At 66.5% G+C, this 18,716-nt stretch carries 25 protein-coding genes; all 25 read right to left on the bottom strand.

The genetic code is table 11. The annotated features are described in order from the left end of the window. The 25 genes from KF833_02580 to KF833_02460 all read right to left on the bottom strand — a co-directional run bounded on the left by KF833_02580 (window position 1) and on the right by KF833_02460 (window position 18,712). Window positions 1–441, bottom strand: a complete 441-nt coding sequence (locus KF833_02580; protein ID MBX3744172.1) for a hypothetical protein — start codon at window positions 439–441, stop codon at window positions 1–3. A 53-nt stretch (window positions 442–494) separates the two neighbouring features. Continuing rightward, window positions 495–1,436, bottom strand: coding sequence for a hypothetical protein (locus tag KF833_02575; GenBank protein ID MBX3744171.1), 942 nt, complete (start codon window positions 1,434–1,436; stop codon window positions 495–497). Between the two features lie 18 nt (window positions 1,437–1,454). Beyond that, window positions 1,455–2,186: a hypothetical protein gene (locus tag KF833_02570; protein MBX3744170.1), complete on the bottom strand. Its 732-nt coding sequence runs from the start codon at window positions 2,184–2,186 to the stop codon at window positions 1,455–1,457. Window positions 2,187–2,189: 3 nt separating this feature from the next. Beyond that, window positions 2,190–4,598 (bottom strand): hypothetical protein, encoded by a 2,409-nt coding sequence (locus KF833_02565; GenBank protein ID MBX3744169.1) that lies wholly within the window; start codon window positions 4,596–4,598, stop codon window positions 2,190–2,192. Window positions 4,599–4,747: 149 nt separating this feature from the next. After that, the gene (locus tag KF833_02560; protein MBX3744168.1) at window positions 4,748–5,158 is read right to left on the bottom strand and encodes a hypothetical protein; all 411 of its coding nucleotides are present in this window, start codon (window positions 5,156–5,158) and stop codon (window positions 4,748–4,750) included. Window positions 5,159–5,161: 3 nt separating this feature from the next. After that, complete coding sequence (locus KF833_02555; protein ID MBX3744167.1) at window positions 5,162–5,476, bottom strand: hypothetical protein; 315 nt, start codon at window positions 5,474–5,476, stop codon at window positions 5,162–5,164. Between the two features lie 30 nt (window positions 5,477–5,506). Further along, entirely contained in the window at window positions 5,507–6,256 is a 750-nt protein-coding gene (locus KF833_02550) for a hypothetical protein (protein MBX3744166.1), read from the bottom strand. 4 nt (window positions 6,257–6,260) lie between these two features. Further along, window positions 6,261–6,431 carry a hypothetical protein gene (locus KF833_02545; protein MBX3744165.1) on the bottom strand — a complete coding sequence of 57 codons (171 nt, stop codon included), beginning with the start codon at window positions 6,429–6,431 and terminating at the stop codon, window positions 6,261–6,263. Next, the gene (locus KF833_02540; GenBank protein ID MBX3744164.1) at window positions 6,428–6,757 is read right to left on the bottom strand and encodes a hypothetical protein; all 330 of its coding nucleotides are present in this window, start codon (window positions 6,755–6,757) and stop codon (window positions 6,428–6,430) included. Before KF833_02540 ends, KF833_02545 begins: the two co-directional genes overlap by 4 nt. Further along, window positions 6,754–7,179, bottom strand: a complete 426-nt coding sequence (locus KF833_02535; protein ID MBX3744163.1) for a hypothetical protein — start codon at window positions 7,177–7,179, stop codon at window positions 6,754–6,756. Before KF833_02535 ends, KF833_02540 begins: the two co-directional genes overlap by 4 nt. Window positions 7,180–7,202: 23 nt before the next feature. Further along, window positions 7,203–7,925: a hypothetical protein gene (locus KF833_02530; GenBank protein MBX3744162.1), complete on the bottom strand. Its 723-nt coding sequence runs from the start codon at window positions 7,923–7,925 to the stop codon at window positions 7,203–7,205. Next, the gene (locus KF833_02525; protein MBX3744161.1) at window positions 7,918–8,259 is read right to left on the bottom strand and encodes a hypothetical protein; all 342 of its coding nucleotides are present in this window, start codon (window positions 8,257–8,259) and stop codon (window positions 7,918–7,920) included. The genes KF833_02530 and KF833_02525 overlap by 8 nt, the downstream gene beginning before the upstream one ends. Beyond that, on the bottom strand, window positions 8,256–8,468 hold the full coding sequence (locus KF833_02520) for a hypothetical protein (GenBank protein ID MBX3744160.1): 213 nt from the start codon (window positions 8,466–8,468) through the stop codon (window positions 8,256–8,258). Before KF833_02520 ends, KF833_02525 begins: the two co-directional genes overlap by 4 nt. Before the next feature lie 23 nt (window positions 8,469–8,491). After that, on the bottom strand, window positions 8,492–9,517 hold the full coding sequence (locus KF833_02515) for a hypothetical protein (protein ID MBX3744159.1): 1,026 nt from the start codon (window positions 9,515–9,517) through the stop codon (window positions 8,492–8,494). 33 nt (window positions 9,518–9,550) lie between these two features. Further along, complete coding sequence (locus tag KF833_02510) at window positions 9,551–9,964, bottom strand: hypothetical protein (GenBank protein MBX3744158.1); 414 nt, start codon at window positions 9,962–9,964, stop codon at window positions 9,551–9,553. A 16-nt stretch (window positions 9,965–9,980) separates the two neighbouring features. Then, a complete protein-coding gene (locus tag KF833_02505) occupies window positions 9,981–10,811 on the bottom strand; it encodes a S49 family peptidase (GenBank protein MBX3744157.1) in 831 nt (276 codons plus the stop codon). After that, entirely contained in the window at window positions 10,765–12,339 is a 1,575-nt protein-coding gene (locus tag KF833_02500; GenBank protein MBX3744156.1) for a phage portal protein, read from the bottom strand. Before KF833_02500 ends, KF833_02505 begins: the two co-directional genes overlap by 47 nt. After that, window positions 12,336–12,668, bottom strand: coding sequence for a hypothetical protein (locus KF833_02495; GenBank protein ID MBX3744155.1), 333 nt, complete (start codon window positions 12,666–12,668; stop codon window positions 12,336–12,338). The genes KF833_02500 and KF833_02495 overlap by 4 nt, the downstream gene beginning before the upstream one ends. Beyond that, complete coding sequence (locus KF833_02490; GenBank protein ID MBX3744154.1) at window positions 12,665–14,467, bottom strand: phage terminase large subunit family protein; 1,803 nt, start codon at window positions 14,465–14,467, stop codon at window positions 12,665–12,667. The genes KF833_02495 and KF833_02490 overlap by 4 nt, the downstream gene beginning before the upstream one ends. A gap of 195 nt (window positions 14,468–14,662) precedes the next feature. After that, complete coding sequence (locus KF833_02485) at window positions 14,663–15,091, bottom strand: hypothetical protein (GenBank protein ID MBX3744153.1); 429 nt, start codon at window positions 15,089–15,091, stop codon at window positions 14,663–14,665. Between the two features lie 112 nt (window positions 15,092–15,203). Further along, window positions 15,204–15,701, bottom strand: coding sequence for a JAB domain-containing protein (locus tag KF833_02480; GenBank protein MBX3744152.1), 498 nt, complete (start codon window positions 15,699–15,701; stop codon window positions 15,204–15,206). 2 nt (window positions 15,702–15,703) lie between these two features. Continuing rightward, complete coding sequence (locus KF833_02475; protein MBX3744151.1) at window positions 15,704–16,138, bottom strand: hypothetical protein; 435 nt, start codon at window positions 16,136–16,138, stop codon at window positions 15,704–15,706. 53 nt (window positions 16,139–16,191) lie between these two features. Beyond that, complete coding sequence (locus KF833_02470) at window positions 16,192–16,839, bottom strand: hypothetical protein (GenBank protein ID MBX3744150.1); 648 nt, start codon at window positions 16,837–16,839, stop codon at window positions 16,192–16,194. 3 nt (window positions 16,840–16,842) lie between these two features. Continuing rightward, a complete protein-coding gene (locus tag KF833_02465) occupies window positions 16,843–17,511 on the bottom strand; it encodes a methyltransferase domain-containing protein (GenBank protein MBX3744149.1) in 669 nt (222 codons plus the stop codon). Beyond that, window positions 17,495–18,712, bottom strand: a complete 1,218-nt coding sequence (locus tag KF833_02460; GenBank protein ID MBX3744148.1) for a DNA cytosine methyltransferase — start codon at window positions 18,710–18,712, stop codon at window positions 17,495–17,497. Before KF833_02460 ends, KF833_02465 begins: the two co-directional genes overlap by 17 nt. Window positions 18,713–18,716: the final 4 nt, after the last annotated feature.

Here is an 18,716-nt window from a genome sequence, read left to right as displayed (position 1 = left end):
TCAGGTCACAATGAGGCTGTCGAACCAGCAGCCGGATTCGCCGCCGGACCACGGAGCGAAGAGTTCGATCATGACGCCGCCCTTGGCCGTGGCGGTGAACGTCAATGGGCCGATGACGATCCAATCGGAGCCGGCCGGGGCCGATGCGCTGAAATCGGCGTTGAGCCCGATGTCGGCATTCGCCACCAGCCGAGCGGACGGGCGAGGTAACGTGGCCGAAGGTTGCTTGGCCTTGATCGTCACCGAACGGCTTCCGGCCGCGACGGGAATGCGGAGGCGGATCACGCCGCCCTTCGGAAGGTAGAGGCTTGGCGCGGCAGCGGACCCTTCGGTGTCGTCGCGACCAGCACCCAGCGCCAGACACTCCGCCGACGGCTCCGCGCTGACCGTCCGGATGCAACGGTGGGTGAGCGGAAGGACTGGGTGCAACTGGACCGCCATCGTGGGTATCAGTGCCCCCGGGTATTTCGCGATTGATCCGCCGTCTGCCATGGTCAGCTCCTTTCGACGGTGTCGCTGGTCTCCAGGAACATCCGTCCGTTCGTGTTCGCCGAGTTCGCCACCCGCCCAACGTGAACGAAGGACCGCCCGGCAAAGGCGCCCGTGCCGCTGACGGTGTCACCCTGTGCGTAGGTGATGGACGCCGGCGCATGGGCGGGTGCCCATATCCCGCGGAGGCGACCGCGCAGCACCACGCCGGGCGCGTCAGAGGTCCGGATGAAGAGGGGCGAGAGAATGAGCCCGCCGTCGGCCGGGTTCGGGAAGGCGAAGTTGCCGGCGCAGTTCGGCATGTCGGAGAACCCGGCCAGGACATCGAACTGCGGGCTCTTCACGATGGCCGTCGAGTCGCGGAACAGGAAGTGCCCGGGCATGGCGGAGTAGGCCCCCTGCGTCTGCGAGCCGATGCCTTCGATCCCTGAAGTCCAGTTGTTGGTGTTCTCCCAATAGCGCCCGATGATCGCCACGGCGTAGTTGTCGTTGGGCAGGTAGGACAGGAACTCGCCAAAATAGACGCCGCTGACGATCCCGGAGGCGTCGTAGTGCGTGAAAAGCACGAAGGTCCGGTCATCGGCCCCGAGCCACCATTGGCGAGAACTCGAATCGGCCCCGCTCGACTTCTTGGCGACGAGGTGGCCAACCGAGGCGACGGGGTTGGTGACGGCGTCGATGCCGGTCATGTCCTCGAAGCTCTGGATGCGGGCTTCCGAGGCCAGAGTGGCGTTGGCTTCATCCACGCGGAAGTAGGCGCGCATCCGACCGCTGCCCATGCGGAAGGCGGCTCGGTTCACGTCGACGTAGGGTTTGGTCCAGCCGGCGGCGGCTTTGGAGCCGTAGCCGTTGACCAGACAGGCGTCGAGGAGGGCGATGAGTGAGCCGCGGGTCCCGTTGAGGACTGGGGCGCTCGCGTCGTCGTGCTTGTAGAGTTTCCATCCCATGGTGATCAGGTGTTGAGGTTACGGGCTGAGGATCGGTGCCCGTTGCAGCCAGTGATCGAAGTCGCCGCCCGCCGACATCCGTGGCAGTGGCGCGCCGTGAAACCAGTAGTCGAACTCGAACAAGCCGGGGTCGCCCTCGGGCTCCGGATCGATGGGCGGCTCGCCCTCGATGTCCGGGACGGTCTGGAGTTGGAGGACCTCGACGCTCACCGCTTGCCGCCAGTCGTCGAGGGCTTCGAGTTCGCCGAGGGTCACCTTGCCGAGGATGGTCGGGTACACCCGGGCTCCGGCCGGGTAGGTGCGGGCGAGCGGGTCGGCGAGGTGGATGGTCTTGCTCTCGTGGAAAACGACCACCGCCAGGTCGAACAGGTTGAAGCTCTCCAGGTCCGGTCGGTGAATGAAGAGCACGTCGCCGGGTTGGCTCTGGAAGCCGTCCGCGGTCACCGTGACCTTCTTGCCACCGGCGGCGGCCGCGAGTTCCAACCCTCGACCCCAGTGCGGAACGATGGCTCGGCCCGCTTTGGCAGCGGCGCGAAGTCGGTCCGCCAACCATCGACGCTCGGTGAGGTCCTGCGGGACGAGTCGAAACCGGATGCGCTGGCGAGGCTTTAACCGCATCCCGACCCGGGCTTCGGACCCGGTGACGGCCGACTCGATCCGGGTATCCCACGAGCGCGACCACTCGACCGGCTGCCGCCAGTCGGGCGGGTGCGGGATCACCACGGCATCGTTGTAGGTCGTGACGGGCATGGGTCAGGTCTTGAGGCCGATGTCCATTCGGCGACGGCGGATCACGTCGACGATCAGCGCCTGGCCGTCCGAGCTTTCGAGGAACTCGCGGGCGTGGCGACGGTTGTCGACCAGGACGAGGCTCATGTTGGCGTTGGTCCCTCGTGGCTGAGGCGCCGACGCTGAGGCGGCCGGTTGAGACTCGCTCTCGGCCCCCTGGTAGAAACCTTCAGTGGGGGCGGAGACGGCCGACATGATCCGTTCGGTGATGCCGGCGGGGACGATCAGGCCGGGCCGGTCGGGCACGAAGAGTTCCGGGCCTTCCTCGCCCACCAGCGCGGGCATGCCCGGCGTCGGCCGGCCACCTTGAGCGAATGCCCCGGAGATTGCGGCCAAGGCCGCGAGCATCGCTGCCATGCCGACGACTGCTGCGACGCCGTAGGAAGAGATGGACGACATCATCGCGCCGGGGGCCTTCGCCGCCGCGTCTGTGGCGCCTTCCTGTGTCGAGAACATCATGTTCTTGATCGCCATCAGAGCGCGCTTGGCGATCCATTCCGCAAACATCCGACTGATGGCGGAGATGACGCCGTTGAGGATGGAACTGCCAATGCTCCGGAGTGCGTCTGCCCAGTCCATCGTCCCTTTGACCAAGCCTTCGATGCCCTGCGCGATGCCCTCGATGGCGGTGCCGATCACGCTGGAAAACGCCCGGGCCACCGATTCCGCCGCGGTGCCGATCCGGTTCTCCAGTTCGGTCACCGTGTTGAGCATCTGGTCCCGCATCGAATACGGGTCCGGGGCTCCTTCGGCCCGCGTCAGTTGTCCCTCGGCCCCGTGCCGCTCGCTTTCGAGACCGCGCATGGATTGGGTGAGGCTGTCGCGGACCTCCGCATCCTTCTCGACTTCGAGGCGGGTGCGGAGCTTCTCAATTTCCTGATCGATGAGGGTGACTTCCTCTCGGAGGAGGGCGATGCGCTCGCGGTACTTGTCCGCCTCGGTGGTGCCAAAGTTGGCCTCCAGCCGGGCCATCTCGTCTTCGACCGACTGCCGGCGGCGCCGTAGCTCGTACTCGGAGTCCCGGAGTTCGCGGGCGATGCGCTTGCGACGTTCCGCGGCGGGATCGACATCGGTGTCGGTGGCCGCACCCCCGGGCTTGGCACCCGGAAGCGATGGCGGCGACCAGAGCGAACCGGCGGTGGTGCGGAGTTCGTCGAAGCCCTTCTTGGTCTCGGCGACCAAGGTGGCGACCGTTGCTGCCGCTCCTTGAATGGGCGTGACCAGAGCGTTCCGAAGGGCCTCGCCCGTCTTGTCGGCGCTATCGATGACGGCCTTCCCGGTCGCCAGGAAGGATTGGGCGATTTCGAGGGCGGCGGCCTTGGCCTTGTCCTTGGCTTCACCGAAGCGACCTTGGGCGGCCAGGACCAGAGCCTCGGCGAGATCCCCGGCGGCGAGTACCGCGACCTTGATGTGCTCGATCAGGGCGCGGATGACTTCGATGGGTTGTTGCCAGATGCGGGCCAGCAGTTTGCCGAAGGCCTCATACACCTTGCCCATCGTCGCGGTCTGAACGGTCCAGGTATTGAACCAGATGCGGCCAGCGACGATGAGCGCCTGGATGTCGAAGACGAGGTAGCGGAGGGCTTCGGCGAGGAACGCGGCGCCCTTGCGGACGGCGTCATTCTGTTTCACCCACTCGACGAGTCGGTTGCTCAGGTCGAGAAAGGTCGGGATCAGTTCCGCGAGGGCCGTGCGGGCGATGCCTTGAACGGCCATGTGCAACCGGCCGAGGTTGTCGTTCAGCGCATTGGCACCCGCCGCCGTCTCCGGGGCGATCACCATCCCGAACTCCCTTGCTTCCTCCATCATCTCGCGGATGCCGTCGGCCCCGGCGTTGAGCATCGGGATCATGCTCAGGCCTTCCTTGCCGAACAGTTCGAGGGCGAGCGTGGTCTTGGCGACGCCGTCCGGCATCGCGGCGAACCGGGTGGCGATGTCCTGCAGGAGGTCGGTCTGCGAGCGGAAATGCCCGTCGGTCGTCTTCACCTCGATGCCGAGGGTGACGAAGGCGTCCGAGCCCGCGGAGGCCGACTTCGCGAGGAACTTCAGCGCGTTGTGCAGCGCTTCGGCGGAGGACTCGGACAGGGTCGCGGCGTAATCGAGCGCGGTCAGGTCACTGGCGACGATGCCGAGCTTCTGCGAAGCCTCCGCCGCTTGGTCCATCGCCTCAAGGGCACCCTTGAGCTGCGAGGCCAGTTCGCGAACCGAAAACCCGGCCACGACGGTGCTGGCGAGCCCAAGGGCGAACCCGCGGACCTTGGTCGCCATCGCTTCCAGCGGCACCGTCACCGCGTTCCGGAACTGGCGCATGCCCGCCTGCACGGTCCCCAGGCCGGTCAGCTTGACGACGACTTCGACCGTGTCGGCGGGCATGGTTCAGAGGTGCGGGTTGAGGCCAGCTTTCGCCGCAAGCGCCATGCGGGCGGCGGCGGCATCGAGGTAGGCGAGGAGTTGGCGCAAGGTCAGGCTCATGACCCAGTCCGGCGGGTAGCCCTGCCAGACCAGGAAATCGACGGCCCGGGTCAGCGGGTCGTGACGGTCGCCGTGACCGCCCCTTGCAGCACGCCGCCGACCGCCTTGAGCTTTCCCAGGAGTTCCTCGCGGAAGTTGATTTGGACGGCGGCACTCAGAAGCGTGAGCGCCTGCGAGGCGGACAGCGCTTCCAGTCGCGCCTGAGGCAGGCCGGTGGACTTCGCTAGCAGCGTATTGGCCAGCTCTCCGCCCGCGAGCACGGCGTCTCGCAGCCGGTCGGCGTTCAAATGGACCGATCCATCCGCTCCGATCGCCTGCGAACCGACAACCTGCTCGATCCCAGCGGCGAGCTTTTGCAGGAACTGGAGCGTGTCCAGCCAGCGGAGTTCACGGACCTGCACCTGTTCGGTGCCGATGTCGACGACCCGCACGGGGTCCAGAAGTTCGAGTTCGGTGCTCATGGGTTACTTCGAGGGCGGGTAGATGATGGGAACGCCGTTGGCATCGACTTCGGGCTCGGACTTCGCACCCCGGCTGCCCTTCGTGGCCGGGGTCGTGGTCTTGCCGGTCCACCCGCAGTAGGTGCGCAGGAAGATGGCGGCAGCCGCGGCGGCGGCGGACTCCTCCTTGCTGACGGGGCGGACCTCGGTGCTCGCAAGGTAGAGGGTGTACACGTCGGCGTAGGTGGCGCAGCGCTTGTCCTTGTCGGCCGTGGTTGAGCAGCCGGCGACAAGAGCGAGAGCCACGCAGAGGGCGAGGAGGGTGAGCTTGGTTTTCATGGCGGAGACGTGAGTTGGGGGGGGGGAGGTTCAGGAGGCGCTGCGGCGCTTGACGGTGGGCGTGCCGGTGGCGGTGGCACGGACGGTGTACTTCCCGAACTCGCCGCTCTGTTCGGGCCATGCGGTGACGCTGAGGATGCCGGTGAAGCTGATGTCGCGGAGGGGCACCCCGCTGAACTGGTTCGATTCGAGGATGCGAACCGAGCCGCGGAACAGGACCTGGCTGTTGCCGGTGTAGCTCTCGAACGAGACGGCGCTGGCGCCGAAGGTGAGGCTCAGGTCATCACCATCACTGACGGTGACGCTCGCAGGGAGGACGGTGACGACGCCCGCGCCATGATCGAGGGTGTAGTCGGTGCCCTCGACCAGCGTCGTGACGCCCTTCTTCACGACGACCGTGTTCAGGCCGACCGCGCCGACGAAGTAGCAGCGGCCTTTCACGACGCCGGTCAGGCTCGCGGTGCCCGCCGGAGCCGTGCTCGCCGCCTGGCTGACGGTAGCCGGGGCCTTGGCGAGGTGGAGCAGTCGGTGGTTGAAGGCGTCCATCTCGTCGAGGGTGAACTCCCAACGGTCGTGGACGGTGTCGACCTGCTCGTCATTGACCCGGCGGAAGCCGCCCTCGGCCACCATGCGGGTCTTGTACTGCTTTTCGGGCGTGTGCTTGTAGTCGGCGACGTTGCCGCAGTCGACGTACCCCGATTCGCCCGTCGGTTGGACGAACAGGCGGGCGGTGAGTTTCTCGTGGGCCTCGATGTGGCCGAGGGTGATGGCGGTTGGCATGGGATCAGTCGTTGGTTTCGGTGTCGTGGGCGACGCCAGCGCCGGCCTCGATCAGGTTCTGGGCGCAAGTGGCGGGGAGAGTGAGAATGGTGCCAGGCTCGAAGCGCTGACCGTTCACCCAGTGCTCCCGGGTGAGTTCAACTTCCTGGAGTTGGCGGACCTTGGGGGTGCTCATGCGTTCGAGTGCGGTCGGTGATGGGTGCTCGGCGCGTCGTGGTAGAAGCACGGGCGGGAGCGGAGTTCTTGAGCCAGGGCGTTGATCGCCGTGATGGAGGCGACCGACTGCGCCATCATCTGGCGGACCAACCACGCGCTGAAGAGGAGCGAAACGATGGCGGTGACGAGGGAAAGCCACACCACGTCCTTCTCGCGGGCCACGTCGGCAACGTGCGTCACCGGGGCCAGCGCATCGGTGGTCGCCGCGAGGAGCGCAAAGGCGTGCAGGACCCAGAGTCCGATGGCGACGAGCGACAGTTTTCGGAATCGTTCGGGGGACTTCATAGGGTGCCGACAGGTTTCACGTAGGCGGTGCAGAGAACGTTCAGGACGACGCGGTTGACCCCGTCGATTTTGCCGAGGTTCTGCCAAGCGGGGTCGTAGAGCTGGAACTGGGTGCCCGGGGCGCGGTGGCCGCTCAGGGCTTCGAGGCTCGACTGGAGAAGCCGCTCCCACGGGAGCCCGAGCCCACCGTGGCGGTTGCGCTCGACGTTCTCCTCGATGACCACCGGCACGTAGACGAGGTGGGCCGCGACGCCGTCGCGGGCCGACGCCGGAATGCCGAAGCTGGCGATCTGCCAGACGATCATCACCACGCCGGCACCTTTCAGGGCTGCCTCGCGACCCGGCGTGCGGTCGTAGGCGCCGTCATCAAGCAGCACGGGAACCCCGGCCATCGACGGGTGCGCGACGAGGGCGGCTTTCACCGCGGGTTGGATCTCCCAGAGATTCATTTCTTGAGGCCGGACGTTCGAGCGGCGGTGTTCGTGGCCTTCTCGATTGAGGCGAGGATGGCCTGTCTGCGGGCGCCCATAGCGTTGGAGAGAACGCGATCGACGTAGGCGTCCCCGGCCCACTCCGAACGGTTCTTCATCTTCACCGACGGGTTCATGGAGCCAGTACGGTCCTCGACTGTGCCGGTGACGGCGTGTTGCAGGAGCCATTCCGGGACGTTGCCGCCAAGGCGCGTCACCGTGGGCACCCAGCCGCCCTTGGCGCGGCCGACGTGGGTCTGAACTTCGCGGATGTAGTCGCGGACCTGCGGCGCATCCGGTGTGGCGACCCTCGCGGAGCGGGTCACCCGACCGCGCTTGTCACGGCGCGAGCGGTGGAGTTCGGCGGAGAACGGCAGGACTTGGAAGCTCGCGAAGCCGCCCTGCTTGAATCGCGAGAACACAACTTCCAGACCGGCGTAATCGCGTTTGCGGATCAGCTTCTTGATGCTGGGAGCTTCGAAGTCCGAGGGCCGGATCGGCGTAACCGCCCGTCGGATGTCGCGGGCCACGGCCTTGCGACCCTGCGCCCGCGTTCCCGGAGGCGTAAACTGAACGAGCTTCCGACCGAGCAGCATCGACTGCTGCCGGACGGCGACGCGGGCATCCTTGCCGAGCGTCAGGACGTACCGGGTGACGGCGTCGTTGAAGCCGTGGGCGTTGACCTTGAGATCAAGCACGGGCCACCTCCACGGTGAAACGGATCAGGAGGTTGTGGGCGGAGTCCTCCACCGCGACGACGCGAAAGCTGCGGCCATTCGCGTCCGTCAGTTCGTCACCGACGGCGATTTCGGTTTCGCCAAGGTCGGAGCGGAGGATGTGGAGGCTATCCTCCGAACGTTCCTCCGCCCCGAACGCGTACTCGCCCTCGGCTGCCGGCCGGGCCTTGAACCCCGGCTGATGATCCGCCAGCGCACGGAACAGCAGGCCGCTCCGGACGTGAGTCACGGTGCGACCGCGAACCGCGAGCTGGGATTGGATCCCAGCCATGCGTGCCTGTTCGGTCAGGGTCACGGGGTCTCGGCGGGCTTGGACTTCTTGGGCTTGGTAGTGGCGAGGCGCTGGTGCTCGGCAAGCAGCCAGGCCACGTCCCGGTTGCGGCGAGCGAGCCGTCGCAGCCGGGCATCCCGGCCTTTCTCGCCCTGCACGACCGTGAGGCGCTTCAGGTCGAGGGCCGTCAGCGCCACGGGCTCCGGGTACGGATCGACTTTGGGAGTGCTCATGTTTTGGTGGCCGTGCGCAGCACTCAGCCGTTGGTGCGCATGCACACGGCCCCGACGCGGTTGGCCGTGCCCAGCACGAGGTTCCAATTGGCGATGGTCCCCAGCTCGGCGTTGCTCGGGCTTTCCGCGGCCGGCGTCCCCACCCACTTGGTGCCGTTCAGGTGGAGCACGAACCGGGTCCGGTCGTAGATGATCTCGTTGTTGAGCCCGAACTTCTTCTCCATCTGGAGCGCGGCGACATCGACCACGTCGGTCTTCTGCGGCTTCTCACCCTTGGCGATGATCCCCTTGGCCAGGAGGTAGGTGTCGTACACGAACCCGTTGGTGGTACCGGCACGCACCAGGGCCTCCGACGTGTAGATGGGGATGCCGCGGTAAGTGCGGATGGTCCACGGTCCCTGGCTGGCCTTGTCGAAGCTGGTCTCATCGGCCAGTTCGAGCGCGGCGAGGATGGTCGGGTGCAGCCACAAGGCACCATCCATGAGGTCATCCGCCAGTTCGCCCATGAGGCTCTTGGCGTGGATGAAGAGTTCGATGCCCATCAGTTGGGCAGCGGTGGCGTCGGTGCCGGACTCGTCGAAGGCATCGACGCGGACCGCCTTCAGGGGCGCAGCCACGCCGGAGGCGCCCGCAGAACCGAAGGCCCCACGCACCATGGCGAGCAGGGTCTTCTGGCGCTGCTTCAGCCGGCGCTGCGCCATCTGGGCAACGATCTCGCCGACGGGGTCCTCGCCGGAAAGTTGGGCCGCGAACGCCGTGGCCGAGCTTTTGCAGACCCGGTTGCAGGCGACGGCCTTCATCTGGCCGCTGGTGATCTTGTTGTCGACCGTGGGCTCTGCGTTCTCGATCTGGATCTCGTCGTCCTGGTCGGTGATGTCCTTGAAGAACGGGATGGTGGCGACTTCGCCGGGGCCGGAAGCGAGTTCGGTGGCCTTGGGGTTGTCGACCACGACCCCGGAGTTCAGGAGCGTGGGAAAGGTGGCCTGCTTCTCCCGCATCGTCTGGAGCCAGATGTCGGGAATCCACAGATCGCTGATGGTGGTGGGCATGTTCGTGAGTGGCTGAGGTTCGGGAGACGGGGTTCAGGCGTTGAGCTTCGGGGACAGTTCGCGGATCGAGCCGACGCCCTTGGCGGCGAGGACGCGTTGGGTCGGAGTCAGGTCTGGATCGGCCGCGGCTTCCTTGTGCTCCGCGGCCTTGGGGCGCAGACCGAGCTTCTGAACCTCGGCGGCGACGGCCTTGTTGAAGTCGCCCAGCTTGGTGTTCAGGCCGGCGACCTCCGCCTTGGAACGTTCGAGGTTCTCTGTGAGGGCCGTCACCTTGGCGGTGAGGTCGGGGACCTTCGCGGCCTCCTTCTGGGCCGCCGTCAACTGGGTCTGGCCGGCTTCGAGCAACTCGGTGGCGGCGGTCAGTTCGGCGGTCAGCCGAGTGACCTCGGCCGTCAGGCGTTCGTTGGTCGCCAGAACGTCGTTTTGGTCAGGGATCGTGTCGGGCATGGCTTTCCTTTTTTCTTCAGGCGGAACGTTGTCCTTTGCGTGCCAAACGACGGGCCACCGACTTGGCGTAATTCAGGTCTCCCAACGCATCGACAAGCCCGTTGCGCTTGGCTTCCGCCCCATCGAAGACCTGACCTTGCATCGCCGTAGCGGGAACGTTGTCCTTTGCGCGCAGCACATCGGCCCGGAAGAGGTCGAAAGTGCGCTGCGCCTGGCGGGTGAATTCTGACGCGTGATCGGACGTGATTTCGGTCCCCGGCATGCCCGCCGCTTTGAAGGCGCCTTCCTTGTTCGTGAACACCCGGACCTCGATGCCGGCATTGGCCAGCATCCGGTGGTAGTCCACCACGGACACATAGGCCCCGATGCTCCCCACCATCGCGCTGCGACCCGAGATGACGGCCTTCGCCTGCGAGCCGATCCAGTAGGCGAGGCTGCACATCATCCCGCCCACCCAGGTCACGGCGGGCTTGGCGGAACCACGAACGGCATCGGCGATCTCGGCCCCGCCGACGGAAAAGCCGCCGGGGGAATTGATGTTCAGGACGATGGCCTTGGCTTCGGGATCGGCTTCGAGCCGATGAAACGATGCCAGGACCTCCGCGCTATCCTCGAAGCCGTCGAAGATCAGCTCCCCAAGGTCGGGCCGGTAGGCCAGCACCCCGTTGATTTCGAGGACGCCGACCCCGTCCTCGATCGTGGTCCGCGGGGCGAAGTTCTGCCGGACTTTGCGCCAGGAGTCGGGCTCCGCGGCGGCGGGACCGAGGATGCGGGTGAAGAGGGCCTGCCCGGCACGGGCCTCAAGCATCGGCACCTGCGCCGCCAGCATTGTCAGAACTCTGCTCATTACCCGATGCCGGAACGTTGTCCTTTGCGTTGTCGGGGGACGGCCCACCGCCGCCTTTCGGGGTGGCAAGACCGAAGCTCGCCATGACCGTTTCCACCGGGATGCCGTGCTCGCCCGCGACGGTCTTGGCCCGGTCGAGGATGTAGTCGATCTCCTCGAAGAGCTGGTCGGTCTCGCGTCGCCACGACCGGCCCCGGTTGCCGTAGTGATCCCGCCGCGTCATGAGCCCGCGGGCCACGTCCTCGCGCTCCTGCGCCATCTCGCGGCCGGCATCGATGGTGATCTTGGACGGGCCGATGAAGTCGCACCGCGCCCAGCCGTCGGTGGCCGGCAGTGCGCCGGATGCGATCCCGCTGGCGATGACCCGTTGCCAGGCCGAGCGCCCCAGCCGGGCGGCGACCTGCTTGCGGCGGTCGAACTTCCGCTGGGCCTTGCCATTCACCGCCCTCTGGTTCGGGCCGGTCAGCTTCTCGTCGAGGAAGAAGGCGGGCGGGAGGCCCATACCGGCGACGAAGCACCCGGCGAGGTAGCTGATGACCTCGATGTTGTTGGCCGGCGCGCTGGGAGTGTTGACCTGTTTCAGTTCGTGACCTTCCGGGACGGTGGGGATGTCGCCGGCGACGAGGTCGGCGACGGTGAAGCTGCGCTGTTTGGCGTTCGACTCCGGTGCCGACTCCTCCTCGGTCGAGCCTTCGCCTGCCGGTTCCGGGGGCGAGCCCCACGGGTTCTCTTCGAGGGGCGCCCCCTGAATGGCGAGGGTCAGGACCGTGGAGAGCTTCGACAGGACCTTCTGGAATCCCTTGATGTCGTTCCCGTCCCGCATGTCGTTCGCCCCACGGCGAATCGGGCTCATCCCCCGGTACTGGGTGTACCGCTCCAGGTCGAAGAGATGAACGAGGGCGTTGGCATCGAGCAGGGTCTTGCCGTCGAGCCAGTACCCGAGGACCCGGCCCTGCGTGTCGATTTGGACGCCGTCGAAGATGCGGTCATCCGCGACCGTCGGCTTGTCGATCCGCCACGATTCCAGGAGCTGGACCTGCGGGAAGCCGGCCTCGTCCGTCCAGAGGGCGAACACCTCGCCGTCGGTGTCCAGGTAGAAGGACCCCAGCCGTTGCAGGTCCCAGAAATCGAACCGGCCTGTGAAATCGGCGCGCTCGGCCCACTCGTCGAAGAAGCTGTTGGCGGCCTCGTTCCACTTCCGGTCCAAGGTCGCCGCTCGGGGGACCATCGGGGTGGAGTAGTTGGCGACCAGGTCCGTGGCGTAGAACACCAACCCGACGTTGTCCCAGAGGTAGCGGGCGACCGAGGCCAGTTGAAGCCGGTTGAACTTCGACAGCAGCCGGTGGACGTAAAGCCCGGTGGCTGGGATCGGCGTCCGGTGGTCGACGGTGTTCAGCGCCTCGAAGTAGTGCCGGACAGGCGTCACCGTGGGTGCGGGGCCTGCCGCGGGTTGGGGCGGGCGAACGTTCGAGGTTCCCTTGGCCGGGTTCGAGGCGGACGGGAAGAGGCGGCGGAAGAGGGTTATCACAGGACGGCTTTGTGGAAGGTGGGGTGGAGGCGATTGTACCGGGCGACGTCCAGCGGCGGGTTCTCCGGATCGGCGAGGGTGTTCACCCATTCGAGGGCTTCCTCCGCCATCACGGCGAGTTCGCTGGGCGTGTAAGCGCGTTCGAAGGTGAACGTCACCGACCCGCCGGCCTCGGAGGTCGACAGGACGGTCTGGCCGTTGACCACGTTCGCGGCCCACTTCTGGGTCACGAGCGCGTTCAGGGCGGCGACCAAGGTTCCCTCGGTCGCAAGTTGGAGTTTGAGCGCCCGGACGAGCATCCGGACTTCAAGGCGTGGACGAGCAGTCACGCCCCAGCGGGAACGTTGTCCTTTGCGGTCTCGGAATCGGGGATCGTGCCCACCTTCAGGCCGCCTGAAATCACCGCGGCGGCGTCGATCATCAGTTCGCAGTCCAAGTAGTGGTTGTCCCGCCGCTTCTGAACCCAGAGCACCTTGATCCGACCACGCGAATCCTCCCGTTCCTCGCGAACCTCTGCCGTCATCTGGTCGACGTAATCCCGGCCCGTCTTGCGGGGAATGGACCACTGGCCGACTACTCCATGAGTGAACAGGGCAAGGTGATCCTTCAGGCTCGGGTTCGACCACTGGAAGAGTGGCAGGTGCCGCCGGACTCGCGCCCTGCGTGCCCCGAGAGTCGGGTCGACCAGGATGCGACGCCAAACGCGACGGAAGGTTTTGCCTGTTCGCGGGTCCTGGCTGAGGAACCACTCGGCGTCGTCGCCCTTCATCGCCTTCCAGCCGGTGGCCATGCAGAAGCGGTAGACCTCGGACGCCTTGAAGCCGGTGTCGATCATGGCGTTGACCACCGGCACGTTCAGTTGCCGACGGATTTCTTCGAGTTCGGTCGTGTTGCTGCACCGGCCGTAACCGAGGAGCCGGCTGGCCCCGCCGGCGCCAAAGGCCCGTGCCACCCAGAAGTAGTGCTCGCCGCCTCGGGCCTGCCGGTCGGCCGCGATGAAGCGGGCTTTTTCCAGCGGCCAAGGGTCGCCGAAATCGTAGTCGGCCTTGCGCTGCTGGAGGTAGTCGTCGGTGGTGACCAGCCAACGGTCGAGGTCCCACGGTTCGCCCAACGTCTCGGTGACGAACGTGAACATCGGTTCGATGTCGCCCTCGATCCGCATGGCATCTACGGCGGCGAGGAACTCTTCGACGATGGACCGCCACTCGATCCAGTGCGGCAGGAGCGCGTTCCACGTGTAACTCACCCGTGACCTCGGGGCGTTGGCGTTCTGCGGGATGAACTGCCCGTGGCTTTCGATCCATCGGCGGTCCACGGGCGTGTCCTTGATCCGGTGTCCGCAGCCCGCGCACTCGAAGCGGACCGTCTCGGCGAGGGCGTCGAAGCGCCACTTGCCCTCGGGCTTCGTGGTGTCGTCGGAATCCCACTTGAGCTGCTCGAACTTCAGGGGCTGTAGGTGGTGGCAGGCAGGGCACTCGAAGTGCCAGACACGCTGGTCACCGGCGCGAAACGCGGTGTCCATGGCGTCGCCCTTGGTGCCAGGAGTCGAAATCAGGAACCGGCGGGAGTTCCAGAAGGATCGGGTGCGCTTCAGGACCATTTCCAGCCGGCCGGGTGCGTAGTTGCGGACCTCGTCGCAGAAGAGCCAGCGGATGGGCTTCGACTGGAGCCGGGCCTTTGAGCCCGACCAGCCCGCGTAGAATGGCATGCCGTCGAAGGCGAAGCCGGTCAACGTGGGCTCGGCCATGCGCGCCTTCACCGGGGGGCAGTCTTCGAAGGTCGGTGTCAGCCGGTCGCGGAGGAAGTCTCGCAGCTCATCCTTGGTCGCCGTCACCCACATCGCGGGGCCGGGGTCCTCCGCGATGGCCCAGCAGGCGCAGTTCATGACGGTCTGGGTCTTGGCGCTCTGGGCCGCGCACTGGACGGCGATGTCCCGGATAGCGTTGTTGGCGAAGTCGTCCATCACCGGCCGGACCCACGGGGACGCATCGGATCGCCAGCGGCCCGGCAGCGGGGATGTCTCGTCGACCCGGACGTGTTCCTCGCACCACTGCCAAGGAGGCCGGCGGTCGGCTGGTTTGCATGCGCTGCAGAAGCCTTCGATCAGGGGGTGTCTGGACGGTCCCACACATCAGGCGGGAACGTTGTCCTTTGCGCCTCGCTGGCCTGATCCAGCGAAACCCCGGTCGACCTACCTGCCGGACCGTCCAAACAGCGCCTCGGCCGGTCCTCGCGCGGTCTCGCGGCGGTCTCGCGGGCGCGTTTGGACACGAAAAAGCCCCTCTGGTTCGTCAGAGGGGCGTCGTGGCGCGGTGCGCGTCGGTTACTTCTTCGCCGGGACCAGTTCGAACACCCGGGCGTAGAGGCGGACGCGGCCGGTGATCCGGCGCACGATCTTGGCGGCCTGCGGCTCAGCGAGCTTGAAGGCGGCGGCGAGGTCCTTGGCGATGGCGTCCTTGTCCTTGCCGGTCAGGAAGTGGAAGGCGACGAAGCCGCCCTTGGTCTCCTTGAGCTCGTCGAGCGTGGTCGGGAGCCGGTCGGTCGCTTCCCCGTCGGAGTCGGACTTCGACGCCTTGGCAGCCTTCGCGGGCTTCTCGACCTTCGCCGGGGCGGCGGCGGCGGGCTGGGCCACCGGCTGCTCGGTCGCGGGGGCCGGGGTCGCCTTCTTTGCTTTCGCGGCCTTCGGCTCGGTGGCAGTCGCGGTGGTGGTCTTCGAGGTCTGGTCCTTGGTGGTTTCGGTCGTCTTCTTCATGTTGATCTTGGGTCGGCGCGGGGGTTTGGTTGGTCCGCTCCGAACGTGAGTCTCGCTACGGTGAGGCCGTCAGAGTGTCCAAGGGTTCTCCGAACAAACCGTGGACCCCGGTTCAGTAGAACAGGCCGAGCTCGCGCAACGACGCCCACGGGCGCGGGTGATCGGGACCGGACTGTCCGATCACAACATGATCGAGGACTTCGATGCGGATGATGCGGCCCGCCTGAACGAGTTCGCGAGTCGCTCGGATGTCGGATTCGCTGGGCCTCGCGTCCCCTGAAGGGTGCGAATGGGCCACCACGATGGCCGCGGCGTTTCTCAGGATCGCGGTCCGGAACACCTCACGCGGAGACATGAGCACGGTATCGAGCGTGCCGATGCCGGCGAGGTGGAAGCCGGTGGCGCGCCGTCGTGTGTTCAGGTGGATCACGCAAAGGCACTCGACCTCCTGGCTGTACCACGATGCCGTGGCGATGTTCGCCATCCAGTAGTCGTAGATGCGCTCGGGGCTGTCGCAGCAGGCGATGGGCACCGGGAGCTCACGAAGGCGGACGACACCGAACTCGTGGTTGTCCTTCGAGCGCCGACGACGGGGAGGTGTTTCGCTCATGGTCAGCCCAAGGGGATGAAGCCGCCATTGTGCTCGGCGATGGCGCGGTCGTAGGCCTCCTCGATGACCGATTGCAGCGTGTCGCAGTACACGCCGAGGACGCAGGCCAGCACCATCGATTCGGCTTTCCGCCGTGCATGCCCCTCCACGAGCCAGACGGTGTAAGTGTCGTCGGGCTCGTAGACGATGAGGAGGGTCCACGCCCGGCCGGGCTTCCCGTTCACCCGCGCCATCATTCCAACATCGAACTCGACACGGGGCGGACCGCCCTCCGAGGTGAGCCGGGACCGGAAGCCGGAACGGTATTCGCCCTCGGCTCGGGCGCACTTGTAGCGGAAGTCCTGCGCGCCGATGTAGGTGAAGGCCCCGCGGAGGCCGAGGCCTCCCGACTGGGCGATGATAGTGCGGATGGTTTCAGGGATCGAAGCAGCGTCCATACGAACGAGCCTCGTAAAGGGCGCGCCCGGGCAGCGGCCAGAGTCGACCGTGGTCAGTCCGAAGAGGAGCGCTGCCACTGGCCGAGCCGTTCGTCGATGGTATGCAACTGCTTTAGGACCTCGTCCTCTTCCTCCTTGAGCCGAGCCTCGACGACTTCGACCGGATGCCCGACGAGGGAGGGCGCGATGCGATGCAGACGGGTCAGCACCTTGCGGATCGCGGAGCCGAGTTCGGCGCCCAGGTGGGAGACTTCCTCGACCGGGATCAGCTGCCGCTTCAGTTCCCGGAGTTGGACCTTCAGCTTGGCGTTCTGCAGGACGACGTGTTGCGCCTTCTCCTGCTCGTAGTTCACCGGCGACCGGTTCGGCGTCTCGAACAGCCAACGGATCAGCGGGGCGAGGTAGACCCGGCTCCCGCGAAACGCCCCGCACCCCGACCGCTTGGCGTGCTTGATCGAAGTCGAGGGAATGCCGGTCGCGGCCGCGCAGGACGTGATGCTGTCGTAGGATTCCTGAACGGTGCGCTTCTCGTCCCGCTCACGGTAGTAGCGCAGCAGGCCTTGGATAGCGGCCACGAGCTGATACCGGCCGTTGTGGGGCGCTGGGAGCCAGCCTTCACGAGCGAGTTCGCGCAGACGCCGGTCGGTCAGTCCCGACAGCCGGATCAGTTGAGCCGTGTCGATTGTCCCGGGGTCGGCCATGGATCAGGCCTCCGGTGCCTCGATGATCCAGCCGACGAACTCGCCGACCTGGAAGAACACCCGCGCCGTCTTCGGCAGGAGCCGAGTGTCGAAGGGTCGCTGATACCCGGCGAGGGAAAGTTCCTTCTGGAGGATCGCGCCCGGTTCCGCGCCCACCGCGAGCTTTTGCTGGAGCGTGAGCCGGCTGAACGCGGTCCCCACGTACCCGGGTGGCATCTGGATCTTGTCGAGGATGACGAGGGCGCCGCCGGGCTTGGTCAGGCCCTGCAACCGGCGCAGGAACGAGCCGCGGGTGGCGACGGGCAGGAACATGAAGACCAGGAAGGCCACCGCGAAGTCGAATGGCTCGTAGGCGAAGCTGACGGCGTCGGCGACGATGAGTTGAGGCGGGCCTGCGTACTTGTCGGCCATCTCCTGGCTTTCCTCGATCGCGGTGAACTTCGCCTTCCGCTGGGCGAGCGTCTCCCGGAGGGCGTTACCGATGTTCCCGGTCGAGGCCCCGATGTCGTACACCCGACCTCCGTTCGGGATGTAGTGGCGGCCGAAGTGGGCGACGGCGTTTGTGGCAACGTCATACCACGGAAGCTGCTCGCGCACGTGCTGGTCGAAGTGCTTCGCGACGGCACGGCTGCGGAACGTCCAGTGCTGGGGGATCTCAAGCGAGGATTTCATCCCGAATGGTCCTTCCGATGGCTGCCATCATGACGGGGGGCACGGCGCGACCGAGACGCTCCCACTGCTGGCCGTAGCTGCCGGTCAGGACAAAGTCGTCAGGGAAGGCGCAGATGCGCTTCAACTCGGCGATGGCCAGCTTCCGCTTCTCGGTCGGGTGCGTGACGCTCGCAATTCCCGGATGCCCGTGACTGGCGCAGATGGTCGGGCACGGTGCGTCCGGATGCGGTCGCACGAGGTTGAAGTAGCGGTCGGACGATTCGCCGGGCTTGAGCCGATCCCACTCCTTGCCGATGGCGAAGCGGGACATGTCGAGGCCCTCGACCGCGAACTGGTTCGGTTTGGTGCCCAGCACCGTCGGGCACGGACGGTCAGGGTCGAACGCCTGGCCCTTTTGATCGAACGCCGCGCCGGTGCCGCCGGTGATCCGCGCCTCGACCAGTTCGAGACCCTGATGGCTCGTCACCGGGTTGTACGACCCGTGCGCGCTGACGGTCGGCGACGGCGCGTCCGCCGGCTTCCACGTCGGACCGTATTTGCCGCGCACGATCCACGGCAACGCGTCGCGGAGCGTGTAGCGGTAGGGCAGCGGCTTCGGGAAGACGGGCGGTTTCCCGAGGTCCTCGCGCACGCCGATGAAGATGGTTCGTTGCCGCGCCTGCGGGACGCCGAGCCATTGCGCGTCGAGGACCTTGACCCCGACTCGGTAGCCGCAGGCCTTCAGCTTGGCGAGGATTTCGAGGAAGTAGCCCTTGGCCACGCCTTTCACGAGACCGCTGACGTTCTCCGCCACGAACACCCGGGGCTTCAGCCCATCCAGGAGCCGGATGAACTCGAAGAAGAGGTCGTCCGTGCGCTGGACGGTGTCGGAGTACTTCTTCGCCTTGCCCCAGTGCTTCTCGCGCTTGCCCGCTGTAGAGAACGAGGCGCACGGCGGCGAGCCATCCATGAGATCAAGTTCGCCCGCCTTGAGCCCTGCCGCTTCAAGGATGTCGCTGGGCTTCACCTCCCGGATGTCGCGAGTGTCGAGGATCGTGTCGGGGTGGTTGGCCCGGTATACCTCGGCGGCGGCCGGGATGAACTCGCTCGCCCACACGAGACGGAAGCCGGCCATCCGGTACCCGAGGCACGAACCGCCGCACCCGCTGAAGGTCGAGATGGCGGTGAAACCGTTCCGCGGCACGGCGGCGATCTCCGCCATGCTC

The organism is Verrucomicrobiia bacterium, assembly GCA_019634625.1.
Taxonomy (GTDB): domain Bacteria; phylum Verrucomicrobiota; class Verrucomicrobiia; order Limisphaerales; family CAIMTB01; genus CAIMTB01.
This window is presented reverse-complemented; position numbering and strand designations above follow the sequence as displayed.